Genomic DNA, 13,372 nt, shown 5'->3' on the forward strand with positions numbered 1-13,372 from the left:
TCCCCTATTTAATCAATACCATTAACAACTTCAACATGTTGCAAAAGTAGTATTGAAATTACTTATTACTTCTTCAATATCACTTGTATCTGCGCTGACAAGATTTGAATATTCACCGTCTTCATCATTCGCAGTCATGAACATTTCCCGTAAAATCTCAAGCATGGTATTATCTTCGGCTTCTGTTGCGTTATAAACAGAATAAATTTCATTTATTTCATTATCTATATCAATATTTAACCTGACATCTGCATCAAAAAGCGGTGCGAGCATCCTAGAATATGAATAAAATTCCTGTGCATGAATCTTATTAAAGGCATCAAAAACACATCTCATAAATCCTTCTGTATAATCGTGCATTACAGAAGGCGCTTGCGCTGTTGAAATTGCCGCTGGAGTCCCTTCACCTGTCTGCGCATCACTTCCCATTAACTCGGCAAGAACTTTTTTATCCAAAATCATCGTTCCATTTTTATAAAGAAAACTTGTATCAACTTGTATATTAGACTCAGATAAAAATTTACTGACATAGTACATTGCCACCAATAAGTCCTGCGCACATTTACGAATTGCTTCTAAAATAGAAGGAAGGATTGAAATCATCTCAATTGATAACATCAGTCTTGCCTGTTTAAAAACATCTAATAAGTCCTGCAAAATGTTCCGCCCGGTAGATACAATCAGCAACTTGGGATTTGAAATTAATACCACCAATGTAAGTATCCACATTGCAGATTCTCTTTGTTCCTCTTCAGGAAGGACAAATGTAAGAATCGTATTTGTCAAATCATATATATTGCAAGCATTCTTTATGCTGAAAGCACGCAACTTTCCGACTATTAGTACAAGTGCTATAGGATCTTCTAAAAGCTGCTTCTTTTCAAAATTGTGACTTCCAAGTGCACTTCCGGTTATATCCCCTAAATAATCAGCAATCATCTGTAATTCATAATCCGCGCTCGTGTCCATTACATATTCCACAAACCTGTGAATTATCTTTACATTCTCATCTTCCGGTACTCCTGCCGTAAATTTTCCTGAACCGTTATTATCAAAAAGTATTTTTCCATTTTTGTCCTGAACAAAGAAGGACGCCGGACTGTGATACTGTCCGGCATTTTTCATTCCATAGCCCTCACAATAAATCTGTTTACTGTTCGGTAACTGCTTCATAAGAACATGCACAAAATCAGTTGAAATCGAATAATTTGTAATTTTGTCTCCATTCTTTTTAATCTTCGAGGCATACTCTCTCATGAAATGATTCGAAAAGCCCTGCCCATCCATTGCGACACAATGTTTTATTCTTCCGGATTCATCAGTGACAGTTACATACATGGCTTTATTTGCGCCCTTTGAATGTCCTACAACCGTAATATCTTCAATTGATTTGTCTATACTTTCAATGAAATCTGCCGCATCCTTCTGGCATTTGGTATCCGACTGCACAATTCCATGTACGTTATCGTTCCACTCGTCATATCCGCTTGTTCCCTTAAAAGCTACATAACCTTTTCCTTTTTCATTCGGGTCTTTGAAGCATATGCCAAGCGTAGTCTTGCCGTCCGGAGTTTTATATGAATCACTTACAGTCAGATCCTTAATATTGGGATTTTTCTGCATTGCTTCAATAATATCAGCCCATTCACTTGCGCCTGTCCATGCACCGTCGATGTTGTCGTTGGGATTATTGCGAAGACGCTCAAGTGCGGCATCGTCGAAATCATCTAATAATTTCCCCACCGTTTTATTTGTTATAATATTATTTTCTTTATAATCTAATCCGGCAGCTTCATATACATTTTTATCTATGTAAGTTATCTGCTCTAATAGCGCTAATTCCTCGTCAGTCATACTATTTCTCCCATTCTTTTCTACTAATAAAATAACTTTCTATAATTTCATTTCCCCTGTGTTCCCAATTTTTCTTGGTAACCCCCTCAAGAAAAGCAGAGGTAACATAATATACATCTAACTCAGTAGGTCCATTCAGACTAAAAACCTTGTCTGCGAGTGCTTTATCAAGATCATCATCTTTCTCATTTTTTTCTATTATCAAAACAACTGTTGACGCAATCACACTATTGTTTTCATCCACTGTCCCAACATATGTATATACTTCATGGTTGAAGCCACTTAATAGATTCGAAACAACATTTTCTACCTCAGCATGAAATATAGGTTCAGCTAAAACTAGTCCATAGTCATCAACAAACTTCCCTTCTTCCTCATGTACCTCAAATAAATCTGTTTCAGGATTATCTCCTTTTGCATATGCAAGAAGTGAATCCGATTCTCCTGTTACGAAGTCTGCCATTTTAAAATATCCATAGCAAAATTCCTTATTGTACTTATTTTCAAGATATACAAGCATCTCTTCTATTGTCTGAATCGATTGCTTTTCATAGCTCATTAATTTGCCCCATTCTGTAGGCTTTCCTTCTTTTTCAAGAATTGCTATCTGTCTTTGATTTAATTCGACTTTTTCTTTTGGCATAAATGTGCTACAACCTCCTAAAATCGTAATAATTAAAGCCATAGATATTATCATTTTGAATTTAGTCTTCATGTATTATTTCTCCAACAAAACTGATGTCCCAAAACTTGCTTTACATTTTGTTCACAAATCATTATCACAGACATTTTCCCGATTGTAAAGGCTTATTTTTTCGATATCTTTTACCCGCATTTTTTAATCAATAATTAACTTAAATCGACTAATTTCATTCTTTATTCTGCCACTTAATTAGTTTTACCAATCGAATAGTTTGTGATTTTGCCTCCGTTATTCATAATTTCAGAAGCATACATTCTTGAACATGAAGTTCAAGAATGCCAGACTGTAGACAAAGTGGTCCTGAGAGCGTAGCTCTCAAGACCACTTTGTCTACAGTCTGAAGCTTCTACGTGTGTAGAAGCTTCTATCTGTATACCACAGCGTACTTTCCGAAATTTTCTACCGTACAATCCGGAGCTCCGCCAATAGCCTCAAGCTCTGAACCGCTAAGTATAAGTACAGCATCTTTACCGACATAATCTGCATAATCTTCGGGAAGTCCGAATCTGAAATTCCCGAAACTTTCGGCAACTCTGAATTCATCCGTTTCATCTTTGTATACTACGGTATCTGCAAACTTTACCGGATTGTAGTCCGTATAATAAAGAGCAATAACAAACGGAGCTGACAAATTCTCATAAGTTGAATAAATCTCTGTATCATCCCCTGCTATCTCGTAAGCTCTCTTAGCCGCTTCGCCATATCCCGGCATGAAAAGATCCGAAGTCCTATCATTAAATCCGCCAAAATAATCTTTTATAAACAGTCCCGCAGCAAGAACAATAACCGTCATCACAGCATATGCACCAACTGCACGTCTGTCCCATATAAAGGAAACTCCCTTTACAAGAAAATATATGAGCGGAAGAAATATCATTACCATCCTGCTTACATCCGATCTGATTCCGATTGCCAGCAGCACACATGAGATCAAAAGCGTCACAAACACCGCATCCATAGCAAGTCTCTTATCTTCATCAGTCACGCTTTCAATCTTACTTGTATCTTCCGCACTTTCTTTATTTGCAGAAGCTATATTTTCAGAAGTTTTATTTACAATATCTTTTTTACCCAAAAAAAACTCCGAGAAAAATCCCAAGAAAAGTTATAGGAAACGTAAATTCAAACAACGTCGCATATCCCGGAATAAAATGGCACAGCATTTCATCGTTGTCGCCTATTGTAAGCGTAATAAGGAGCTGTCTGATATTTTCATAAAGCGCGGAGGGAAGAGTTGAATCAAATCTGAGAAATACCTCCCCCGACCTCGACGCCGTGAACTTATTAAACGAAAAGCTGTCCGTCACTATCTCGGGAAGTCCGAGGTAATTCACCGCATAGAAAACAAGGAGCGGCGAAAATACAATAACAAATGTGAGCACAGCCAAAATAAGCTGCTTTACACTGATAACTTTTTTCCTCAGGCAATAAATGCTGATAAGAAGCAAATGAACGGGAACCACTATCGTCGCAGAGCCGTAGCTGTACATACATACCGCGTATGATGCGGCGCTAAGGCAGTAAATATAGGTCTTTCTGGTCTTTATCCCGAGTATAAAAAGATATACGGAAAGCCCAAGTGTAAATGGCATTATGTTGCTGTCCAGACTCCACCTTGAAAGTATGATGTGCCAGGGACACAGCGCAAGAAACGCAGCTCCAAAGAGAGATTTTTTATAAGATAAAGTGATTTCTTTTAATATCAGATAGAAAATATAAACCGTGGCGATTCCGAGAATTGCGGGAAGGAGTCTGAGCTTCACGACACCTGTTCCAAACAATTTGATCGTAAGAACGTTTATATAGATCATAAGAGGGCTTCCGCCACCGCACCCCCATGTTATCGGATATATCGGGTATGCGAACCCATTTCTGTCAACGCCGTATTTTGCGATCGCGAAGGCATCATAGCCAAGAGAAGCCTCATCCTGCTGAAGTCCGGCAGGTACGCTTCCAAGCCCTATAAGCCGCAATGCTGCCGCAAAAAGAATTATCCCAATAAAAATAATATCCGCTGTTTTTTTATCAGTATCTAAATCTGTATTCTTGCCCTTCTTGTAAATAAGAACGGCTGCTGCGCCTATAAAAGCGCAGGCAGCCGTAGCTATATAATTGTAGTAATCAATTATTCTCATATTCGATTTCCCATACCGATCATTTCATTTTATGATTATCTTGCAAACATAGCAGCATTCCAGTCAGCGATTCCGGCATTTGCGGCAGCTCTTTGAATATAAGCTCCGGCGTTGGGACTGCTCATTTGCTGATAGAACTCAAAAGCAAGTTTTCTTGATCCGTCCTGGCCTGTAAGTCCGACAGAAAGTCCGTCGGCAACCTCAACAGGATAATCCGTCTGTCTGTTAAAGACGATCATATTGATATATCGGTTTGTCATAGCTCTCTGATATGCATAAACAATAGCCGATGCCTGTTCTTCCTGTCCCTGAGTGGATGTATATCCAACTTCCGTAAGAAGTATAGGTCTTACCGCACCCTTAGTGTTACGCATCGCAGGCTGGCACATATAATCCGTAAGCTGCTCTATATTCTGCATAGACATATAAGGTGTGTCGATATCATGTCTTACCATTGCCGCTGCAGCCTCGTTCTTAGGTGACCAGAACGCTGTCCATACCATGGGATAATTGTAAGGGTGCTCTGCAAGCGCCCAGTCGAAATTACCCTGTGCAACAATGCACGCGTTCATCGCCTCTATAAGGCTTCTTGCCGAGAAATATGAAGGTGTGTTCTTATAAGTCCAGTTATGATCAAAGCTTGCACAAACATGTGCATTTGCATTTTTACTTTTTATAGCATTGTAGCACACTCTTAGCTCATCGGCATAGAGCTGTGCATACAACATCTCATCGGAAACATTCGCAATATTCCACTCATTCTTGGCATTTACTTCATTTCCGATCACCCAGTTATCTACCTGTCCAAATCCGTTCTGTCCGTTATATCTGTATGCAAGATATGTAACTACGGCTTCGAGGTTCTCAAGTCCCACATCATCCGATGTGTTCATCATGTAATAACGTGAATGCGCACCCCTTGAATAAGGAGAGATCATGAACTCTTCACCCGGAACATAAGGATTCAAAAGAACTATCGTAACGCCCATTCCCTGCTGTGTACATGTTCTTACAGCATGGTCGTACTGACTTAAATATGATGAATCATAGTTGTAAGTCTTTCCGTTATACTCAAAAACAACGCCTCCGTTGCCGCCTATGATATCTTCAAGATTAATATTGTACGCAGCCTGCTGAACTCCGAGCTGGGTAGCCTCTGTATTTCCGTTACCGATCTTTGCTCCGTCAAGGATAAGACCTTTTTTACCGTTGTTTTTTCTCTTGGGAGATGATTTGGCAAGCACCTCGGGATTGGTTATATAGCGGGTTCCCGAAACAGGAACGAACACGCCTCCCGAAAGCACTGCAACCTGAAACTTGTCATATAACTTACACTGAGTAGTTTTATAATCAAGCGGAAAAGAAAAAGTAACCGCCGAATTCATCGGAACTGACGCCACAGGTGCTCCCGCAGGTTCGTTCTGATAAACTTTCTCTGCGAAAAGATATAACATACCGTTATCGCTCTGAGGCATCGCCTGAACAGAAGCGGTAACCGTTACTTTTTCGCCGTCATTGTTGATACTTGCCGATGTGATCGCTACAGATCCGTTTCCCTCCGCCTTAGCGTAGAGCGTAGCAAAAGAAAAGACGCTTAGTGCCGCTAACGCAGAAAGCGCAGTACGTGTTAGTGCAGAATAGATTTTGTTTGTCATTAGTGTCCCCTCATATTAAAATTTTGATAAACAATAATACTATATTATGCTAAAACCTATGCACTTATCAACGTATTTTTACTAAATTTAGTTATTTTTAATAGTCTACTTTCATAAGACATAATCCGAGCGGAGGCGCCGTCGGTCCCGCCTTCTGCCTGTCGCATGACTCCAAAATCTCTTTTACCTCGGAAGGCGCTATATTGCCGTATCCGACTTCAAGCAAAGTTCCCGTAAGTATGCGGACCATGTTCTGCAAAAAGCCGTTTCCGTGAAAATAAAACCTTATGTAGCTTCCGCTCTCTTCTATCTTTATGGAATCGACACATCTGACCGTGGACTTCTTCATGCGGTTGTTTCCGCAAAAACTCTTAAAGTCATGCGTTCCCTCAAGGATTGCAGCAGCCTTTCTCATCTTATCCGCATCAGGCTTTTTCTCCAATACGGTCACGTATTTTCTGTCAAAAACAGGCTTGGAAGGGCCATACCAACAGGTATAACGATATGTCTTTCCAAGTGCGTTATATCTTGAGTGAAATCTGTCCGAACAGATCTTAACGTCATTTATGCTTATATCCTCAGGGAGATACTTATTCATATACTCACGTATCTCATCTTCCGTCATATTGGTATCAAGAGCGGTATTTGCAGTCATTGCCCTGGCATGCACGCCGGCGTCCGTCCTGCCCGCACCAATTAGATTGATCGTTCCCTCAGGGAGATTTACCATCTTATTAAGAACACTCTCAAGCTTGCCCTGTATAGTCATATCCTTACCGGGCTGCCTCTCCCATCCGTGAAATCTGGTACCGTCATAACTAATCAAGAACTTGTAGTTTCTGCTCATATATTCCGCAATCCCCCTGTCATTTTTTCCAAAAGATGATAGTATTATTATGTCAGTTCGAGACCTTCCTGACAATAAACAAAACTAAAGGAGAATTCAATTGAATAACAAAAAGACTCTATTTATCACTCATGCTGCCGCAATCGCAGCTCTTTACGTTGTGCTTACGCACTTTGCAAACATGCTTGGTCTTGCAAATTACGCGATCCAGGTACGTTTTTCGGAGGCACTTACAATTCTGCCTTTCTTCACACCCGCCGCAATTCCGGGCCTTTTCATCGGATGTATAATCGCAAACATAACAACAGGCTGCATGCTGCTCGACATCATCTTCGGCTCAATTGCAACGCTTCTCGGTGCACTCGGAACTTACTTCATTGCACACGGGTTAAAAAAGACATCAGCCCCCGACTTCTATAGCACAAGCAAACTCAGGACATGGCTCACCCCACTTCCTCCCATCATAGCAAACACACTCATCGTTCCTTTCGTACTCATTCACGTGTACCAGCTCGAAGGAACTCTTCCATACTTCATGCTCACAGTATGCATCGGCGAAGTCATCTCATGCTTCATCCTTGGCATGATCTTACTCTTTGCCCTCAACAAAAGAAAAAGCGCCATCTTCAAAACCAACTGATCCAAACTCCCCTCATAGTAAAAGGGGCGGGCTGCACTTACTATATAGAATAAAAAATCCCGATACCATTCAGTATAGGGATTTTTTATATAATCATAATAATGAATATCTGCTGATAACTCCATATAATTCTTGGCGATCATCAATGATAAGATGTAATGTGACTCTCTTTCGTAAATAATCAACTGTATATATAACATAATTATGAGGAATCACCAATACTTTGTATCCTTTTCTGGAAAGTGCCGGAAATTTGTCACTGCCTATTTCCGGATTTGATAATTGAGAAATATGCTCCTCAATCATTTTTAAACTTTCGTCCATTACCTCATAATCAAATTTTTTTGCAATCATAATTGCAATTTCTAAAAGCGATTCTTCGAATGTATCTGTCTTCTCAATAACAAAATCACTCATTGAGATTCATACCTTTTACCTTGTCTCTTATTCTGTCAAACATTCCCTCGATAGGAGCAACTCTATCATTTCTGAGGTCATTTTCTGACTGAGCCAGCAGTTCATACAATCTCAATTCATTCTTCAACCGCTTATAATCTTCATAGCTTAAAGACACGGTATCACCTTTACCATTTACAGTAATAATAACCGCCTCTCCATTTTCTCGACATTGTCTTGAAATCTCGTTATAATGATTTCGCAGATCAGCAGATGGTCTAATATCTTCTCGAAATATCATAATTATCGCCTCCGTAGACAAATTGTATCATAATATGTATATCTCATCAATAATGTCTGCGTAACCACATAAGATAATACTTTTCTCACTAATTCTGCTTTCATTCTGCTATCCCTCCAATTTCTATAATTTCATCCGCATAATACTATCAGGCTATTGACATCCAAAAAGTATTGTGCTATAAGTGTACTAGTATCACTAATACACGTAACACGTGTATTTATTTTAACAGGAATTGAGGAGAATGTCTATTATGAAAAAAAGAAATTTATCAGCAATTATCATTGCATCATCAGTTATGATGCTTACACTTGCAGGATGCGGTGTTACAGCAGAATCGGATGCGGGAGTTTCAAAAGGATCTGAAGCAGAAGTTTCAGCCGAAGCTAAAGCAGATGCTCCCGAAGCAACTGAAGACGAAGGCGACTACACTGACGGAGCCATTGCCAATAAGCCTAGTAATCCCGATGCTGCAGATTTATCTTTTGAATATAACGGAACCACAATATCTATTACCGACGCCCCTGATAAAATCAAGTCTGCTCTCGGCAAACCAAGTAATGAAGAGGAAGCTCCAAACAGCGACGATCCTGCAGACAGGATGTATACATACGGTACCGATCCCGATACTATCGACCTTACAGTAATCGCCGGAAAGACAGACGCAATAATAATCTATGATTCCGCTATTAAGACATCAAGAGGAATATCAATAGGAAGCACCGATAAAGATGTTATTGCCGCTTATGGTGAAGCTGAGGCGACCAAGCTTGACGGCATAAATGATATCGAGTATAACTTCGACGGTTACACACTTACATTCTTTTTAGATAAAAACAGTAAAGTTGATGCAATCGGATTCATTAACGAAAACTAATAACCAGTTTCATAAAGATAAGTTTAAACCAGAGGAAAAATGATGAAGAGAAGAACAAGTTTTTTATTGATATCTGTTATAGCACTTGCACTCGTAGGATGTGGCGTAACTTCACCCGACAGCGTTTCTGCTGCCGAAGAAGCATCTGCCATCGAAGTTATCGCTGACAAAGCCGAAACTATGAATGCCACTAAAGCAACTACAGTTAATGAAAAAAGTTCGGACGAAATACCCGTTGAGCCTGAAAAGATCACCAATTCAGAAGATGCAGTTTTTGAATATAACGGAAATACAGTCTCTATTCTCGATGATACCCAAACAGTCCTTGCAGCTCTTGGTACGCCCACAAGCAGCGAACCTTCAGCATACAATAATTCTGAGACCTACCTCTTCGGAACAGATCCCGACATCATTGAGTACTCTGCCTTTAAACTAAGCAACGGCACCGAAGCCCCTGACTATATTCTTGTCCATGACAAAAACATAAAAACATCTAAGGGAATAGGCCTCGGGAACACCGAAAAAGAAATAATATCAGCCTACGGAAAGCCAAGTGAGATTGCTGATTTTCCCGAGGTAAATATATACGATCTTGATTATGATATGGGAAGTTTTTCAATAACTTTCAGCCTGGATAACGACAAAAAACTTACATCCTTCTCATACTTAAACAACGATAACGGCAATAAGTACAGCTGTGCGCTCAATTAAAAAGCAGTATTATCTTAGTTAATGCAATGAGGAGACCCTATCATGAGTAAACGAATCGTAACATCAATCATTTCAATATCTGCAATAGTCCTAACACTTATGGGCTGCGGCAACATTTCAGACACCGCTTCAAGCGCTGCCACACTTTCGTCTCAACCACAGACCAAAGAAAAGAACTTAGCCGATGCAGCTTTTGAATATAAGGGAAATATGCTTTCTCTTTTCGACGATCCGAATACAGTCATTGATATATTAAGTACATGTGATACCGGAGAGGTCTCTACCTACCTCCACTTCAACAAAGAATACTTCGATGGTTATCACTCTCCTACCATTGATTATACTATGTCAAACGATGCGACATTTATGTACACCATATCCGACGAAAGCGTGCGTACTTCAAACGGCATAAGTATAGGAAGCACCCAGGACGAAGTCATCGCCGCCTACGACAATGCCGGTGAGCGAATCGGGAACTGGATTCTTTGTGATTTTGAAGATTACTACATCATCTTCTATTTTGATGATGATGATAAGGTTTACAAGATTGAATATGTAATAAATGACACCAAATAAAACCATGAAAAACGGAGGAAAACAACATGAAAAAAAGTTCGACATTACCTATCCTTTTGGCGGCATCTATTATTCTTTCGCTTATGGGATGTAGTGCTCCATCATCTGATGCTTCCGAAGCAGAAGGCGAGTTGCAGCTTTCCGAAGTAGCTCCCGAAGAGACCGGAGAAGCCGGCGAAACAGAAGAAACTACTTCAGCTGAAAGTGAAGAAACCACAGATTCAAGCGCATCGGAAAGCGGAGACGCCATCACTGAAACAACAGTCACCGTGAACGGCAAAGCTGTTTCAGTTCTTAACAACGCAGAAAAGACATTGGCAGACCTTGGCACCCCTTCAGATAAAGACATCGAGTTTTGGGGAGAGACAATGCCTGTATACAAATTTGACTCCGGCGTTAGTCTATCCACTTATGTTAAAGACGGAAAAGAATATGCATACTGCATGGACATAAGGAAAGAAGGCATAAATACAGCCCGTAACATAGGCGTTGGAAGTACAAAAGAAGAAATGATCGCTGCTTACGGCGAACCTTTTGAAGATAAAGAAGAATATGAGCGCGACGGAAACAAAGGCAAAATAAATTGGTATGAATTTGATTCATATTCTGTAGCCTTCGGCATCGAGAACGGCAAGGTAGGTTATTACTATTTTACTGATAAAGCAAATAATGAAACCTTCAATAACCTGGTTGATGCACAAGTAATGTCAGGCACATAAGGTTACTCATAAATTATTACCAAAATGAAACGGAGAAATACCATGAAGAGACACACAACAGCAGCAGCCCTTTTGGCATCTACAATGATGTTAGCGCTTGTAGGCTGCGACGGAACATCAATGAGCGCTACTGAAGGAAGCAGTGAAATGGAAATGACTGAGGAAGCAAAGAGAGAAATCGCAAAAGCTGAGATGGTTGCCGGCGAAGACGCTTCTTCCAACGCATCTTCTGCAGAAGCAGCAACTGCAGCTTCAGCAGATACATCTGCAGCAACCGCTGCATCTTCTGAGGTATCAGACGCAGCTACTACTGCTTCATCGGCCGATAAGTCCGAGACCAAAACAGATACCGCAGCTACTGCAACCTCACAGCAAACCCAGACAAAACTTGCCGAGAACGAGATCATTTATAACGGTAAGGTTCTTTCAGTATTGGACGATTCAACAAAAACACTTGCCGATCTCGGAACTTACGAAGACAAAAAGACCTATTCCCTCAACGAATATAACTATTCTTATGATTCAGGAAACATCCACTACTCTACCTATCTAAGTGAGGGCAAGGAACTTCCGCTCAGCCTTTCCGTATATAACAGGAAAGATATAAAGACATCCCGCAATGCAGGTGTCGGAGACACAGTTGATCAAATAACATCTTTATATGGAAAGCCTGTTGAGAAGGGATATTTTGAAGGCGGTACCGGCACAGAATACAGTTATAAATATAAGTTCGATAAATTCAGCTTATACTTCTGCTTTAGCGAAAAAACCGATAAGGTAGCATGGTTTGCATTTGATCACAATGCCAACGTAGATAAGTCCAATAAAGAGGCTTTGGCTAACGAAAAAGCCAATACCACAGCGGCAAACACTTCTACTACACCTGCTGCCCCTGAAGAAAACAAGGCTACCGCATCTTCTAACACAGCTAATAAGGGCGACGTCAAGGATTATCAGTTTACTTATAACGGAAACGTTGTATCCATAATGGATAGCTTTGATGCGGTGAATAAAGCAATGGGCGGATATGTTCCTGCAGATTCAAATATACAGAGCCTGCAATCCTATTATGCATATGGCAAAAATCAGGCAGTCGGTATGATATGTAGAAGTGATTTCGGAACAGAAACTCCTATTACAATATCCACACGTGTAGCAGGAATGACAACCGCACGTAATATCAAGGTTGGAAGCTCCAAGGAAGAACTTATCGCCGCTTACGGAACTCCTAACGGCAAACACAACCAGGTATTTGACGGTCCTACAGGAAGAGAATTGACAGAAGAAGAATATATTGCCTATTTCGGTGAATCATTCGTCTATGAGCTTGGTGATGTCAGGATCAGTTTTTCCGTCGAAAACGGAAAGGTTGCTTCTATCGAGTATCAGAATAATGTAAATTACAAAAAGTTCCAGTGGAGCTAAACAGTTCTAAATAAAAACATAATAGAGAAAAGAGAGAAAAGATGAAAAGGGATAAAATAAAAGCTTTTTTATTTACTTCTGCTATTGTATTTACACTTATAGGATGCGGCAACAGCGCCGAGAATTCATATGTTGACCCATCCGCTGATAATTCTGCAAGCGTTTCATCTACGAACGAGGCGTCCGACGATGCCGCTCCAACAGAAGCTCCCGAAAGTTCCGCCTCTGCACTATTATCTTCTGATATAGTTGCAGTTTCTGATCCAAACGGAGTCAAGATGGCTACAATCAAAACAGATGACGGAGTCCTAAGAGTACGCAAAGAACCAAATTATGATTCTGAAAATATCGGATACCTTGCTCCATGCGAAGAAGTAAAAGTTCTTGATGAAACTGAAGGCTGGCTAAAAATTGAATATGATGAAGGCAGCGAAGGTTACATTGATTCAGCATATGCCAATATATGGACAAGTTCAGGCGAAACAAAATAAAAACTGCATGTTAAAACCCCACTAAGAAAAAAGGACTAAAGA

General features: G+C 40.2%; 15 protein-coding genes. 7 read left to right on the top strand and 8 right to left on the bottom strand.

Translation table 11 applies throughout. The annotated features are described in order from the left end of the window. Nucleotides 1–30: 30 nt before the first annotated feature. From CD00_RS0106635 to truA, 6 genes are all read right to left on the bottom strand, one after another. Nucleotides 31–1,854: an Mbeg1-like protein gene (locus tag CD00_RS0106635; protein WP_026655247.1), complete on the bottom strand. Its 1,824-nt coding sequence runs from the start codon at nt 1,852–1,854 to the stop codon at nt 31–33. Nucleotide 1,855: 1 nt separating this feature from the next. Then, nucleotides 1,856–2,569: a hypothetical protein gene (locus CD00_RS0106640; protein WP_185750400.1), complete on the bottom strand. Its 714-nt coding sequence runs from the start codon at nt 2,567–2,569 to the stop codon at nt 1,856–1,858. A gap of 352 nt (nt 2,570–2,921) precedes the next feature. Then, nucleotides 2,922–3,632: a hypothetical protein gene (locus CD00_RS0106645; protein WP_026655250.1), complete on the bottom strand. Its 711-nt coding sequence runs from the start codon at nt 3,630–3,632 to the stop codon at nt 2,922–2,924. Beyond that, nucleotides 3,625–4,692 (bottom strand): ArnT family glycosyltransferase, encoded by a 1,068-nt coding sequence (locus tag CD00_RS0106650; RefSeq protein WP_026655251.1) that lies wholly within the window; start codon nt 4,690–4,692, stop codon nt 3,625–3,627. Before CD00_RS0106650 ends, CD00_RS0106645 begins: the two co-directional genes overlap by 8 nt. Before the next feature lie 35 nt (nt 4,693–4,727). Then, nucleotides 4,728–6,347, bottom strand: a complete 1,620-nt coding sequence (locus CD00_RS0106655) for a DUF5722 domain-containing protein (protein ID WP_026655252.1) — start codon at nt 6,345–6,347, stop codon at nt 4,728–4,730. A gap of 97 nt (nt 6,348–6,444) precedes the next feature. Further along, a complete protein-coding gene (gene truA, locus CD00_RS0106660) occupies nt 6,445–7,194 on the bottom strand; it encodes a tRNA pseudouridine(38-40) synthase TruA (protein ID WP_026655253.1) in 750 nt (249 codons plus the stop codon). Nucleotides 7,195–7,294: 100 nt separating this feature from the next. On the opposite strand from truA, the gene CD00_RS0106665 reads away from it, so the two are divergent. Beyond that, nucleotides 7,295–7,834: a QueT transporter family protein gene (locus tag CD00_RS0106665; protein ID WP_026655254.1), complete on the top strand. Its 540-nt coding sequence runs from the start codon at nt 7,295–7,297 to the stop codon at nt 7,832–7,834. A gap of 93 nt (nt 7,835–7,927) precedes the next feature. Here CD00_RS0106665 and CD00_RS0106670 read toward each other — a convergent pair whose 3' ends face one another. After that, a complete protein-coding gene (locus CD00_RS0106670) occupies nt 7,928–8,251 on the bottom strand; it encodes a hypothetical protein (RefSeq protein ID WP_026655255.1) in 324 nt (107 codons plus the stop codon). Beyond that, nucleotides 8,244–8,531 (bottom strand): type II toxin-antitoxin system Phd/YefM family antitoxin, encoded by a 288-nt coding sequence (locus tag CD00_RS0106675; RefSeq protein WP_034462014.1) that lies wholly within the window; start codon nt 8,529–8,531, stop codon nt 8,244–8,246. The genes CD00_RS0106670 and CD00_RS0106675 overlap by 8 nt, the downstream gene beginning before the upstream one ends. Before the next feature lie 253 nt (nt 8,532–8,784). On the opposite strand from CD00_RS0106675, the gene CD00_RS0106680 reads away from it, so the two are divergent. Genes CD00_RS0106680 through CD00_RS0106705 form a run of 6 tightly spaced genes read left to right on the top strand, consistent with a single transcriptional unit; the run spans nt 8,785 to nt 13,330 of the window. Then, nucleotides 8,785–9,408, top strand: a complete 624-nt coding sequence (locus CD00_RS0106680) for a hypothetical protein (protein WP_026655258.1) — start codon at nt 8,785–8,787, stop codon at nt 9,406–9,408. Between the two features lie 39 nt (nt 9,409–9,447). After that, entirely contained in the window at nt 9,448–10,119 is a 672-nt protein-coding gene (locus tag CD00_RS0106685; RefSeq protein WP_185750401.1) for a hypothetical protein, read from the top strand. Nucleotides 10,120–10,161: 42 nt separating this feature from the next. Then, nucleotides 10,162–10,695: a hypothetical protein gene (locus tag CD00_RS0106690; protein ID WP_026655260.1), complete on the top strand. Its 534-nt coding sequence runs from the start codon at nt 10,162–10,164 to the stop codon at nt 10,693–10,695. A 26-nt stretch (nt 10,696–10,721) separates the two neighbouring features. Continuing rightward, nucleotides 10,722–11,414 carry a hypothetical protein gene (locus tag CD00_RS0106695; protein WP_026655261.1) on the top strand — a complete coding sequence of 231 codons (693 nt, stop codon included), beginning with the start codon at nt 10,722–10,724 and terminating at the stop codon, nt 11,412–11,414. 42 nt (nt 11,415–11,456) lie between these two features. Then, the gene (locus CD00_RS0106700) at nt 11,457–12,839 is read left to right on the top strand and encodes a hypothetical protein (protein WP_026655262.1); all 1,383 of its coding nucleotides are present in this window, start codon (nt 11,457–11,459) and stop codon (nt 12,837–12,839) included. A gap of 41 nt (nt 12,840–12,880) precedes the next feature. Beyond that, nucleotides 12,881–13,330 (top strand): SH3 domain-containing protein, encoded by a 450-nt coding sequence (locus tag CD00_RS0106705; RefSeq protein ID WP_026655263.1) that lies wholly within the window; start codon nt 12,881–12,883, stop codon nt 13,328–13,330. The last annotated feature ends 42 nt before the right edge of the window (nt 13,331–13,372 follow it).

Source organism: Butyrivibrio sp. AE3003, from assembly GCF_000686065.1.
Taxonomy (GTDB): Bacteria; Bacillota; Clostridia; order Lachnospirales; family Lachnospiraceae; genus Butyrivibrio; species Butyrivibrio hungatei_A.

Excerpts from the sequence above, each read along its gene's own strand:
- CD00_RS0106690 (WP_026655260.1), top strand. The coding sequence starts at position 10,162 with ATGAGTAAACGAATCGTAACATCAATCATTTCAATATCTGCAATAGTC.
- CD00_RS0106675 (WP_034462014.1), bottom strand. The coding sequence starts at position 8,531 with ATGATATTTCGAGAAGATATTAGACCATCTGCTGATCTGCGAAATCAT.
- CD00_RS0106705 (WP_026655263.1), top strand. The coding sequence starts at position 12,881 with ATGAAAAGGGATAAAATAAAAGCTTTTTTATTTACTTCTGCTATTGTA.
- CD00_RS0106695 (WP_026655261.1), top strand. The coding sequence starts at position 10,722 with ATGAAAAAAAGTTCGACATTACCTATCCTTTTGGCGGCATCTATTATT.
- CD00_RS0106685 (WP_185750401.1), top strand. The coding sequence starts at position 9,448 with ATGATGAAGAGAAGAACAAGTTTTTTATTGATATCTGTTATAGCACTT.
- CD00_RS0106670 (WP_026655255.1), bottom strand. The coding sequence starts at position 8,251 with ATGAGTGATTTTGTTATTGAGAAGACAGATACATTCGAAGAATCGCTT.
- CD00_RS0106650 (WP_026655251.1), bottom strand. The coding sequence starts at position 4,692 with ATGAGAATAATTGATTACTACAATTATATAGCTACGGCTGCCTGCGCT.
- truA (WP_026655253.1), bottom strand. The coding sequence starts at position 7,194 with ATGAGCAGAAACTACAAGTTCTTGATTAGTTATGACGGTACCAGATTT.
- CD00_RS0106680 (WP_026655258.1), top strand. The coding sequence starts at position 8,785 with ATGAAAAAAAGAAATTTATCAGCAATTATCATTGCATCATCAGTTATG.
- CD00_RS0106640 (WP_185750400.1), bottom strand. The coding sequence starts at position 2,569 with ATGAAGACTAAATTCAAAATGATAATATCTATGGCTTTAATTATTACG.
- CD00_RS0106635 (WP_026655247.1), bottom strand. The coding sequence starts at position 1,854 with ATGACTGACGAGGAATTAGCGCTATTAGAGCAGATAACTTACATAGAT.
- CD00_RS0106700 (WP_026655262.1), top strand. The coding sequence starts at position 11,457 with ATGAAGAGACACACAACAGCAGCAGCCCTTTTGGCATCTACAATGATG.
- CD00_RS0106655 (WP_026655252.1), bottom strand. The coding sequence starts at position 6,347 with ATGACAAACAAAATCTATTCTGCACTAACACGTACTGCGCTTTCTGCG.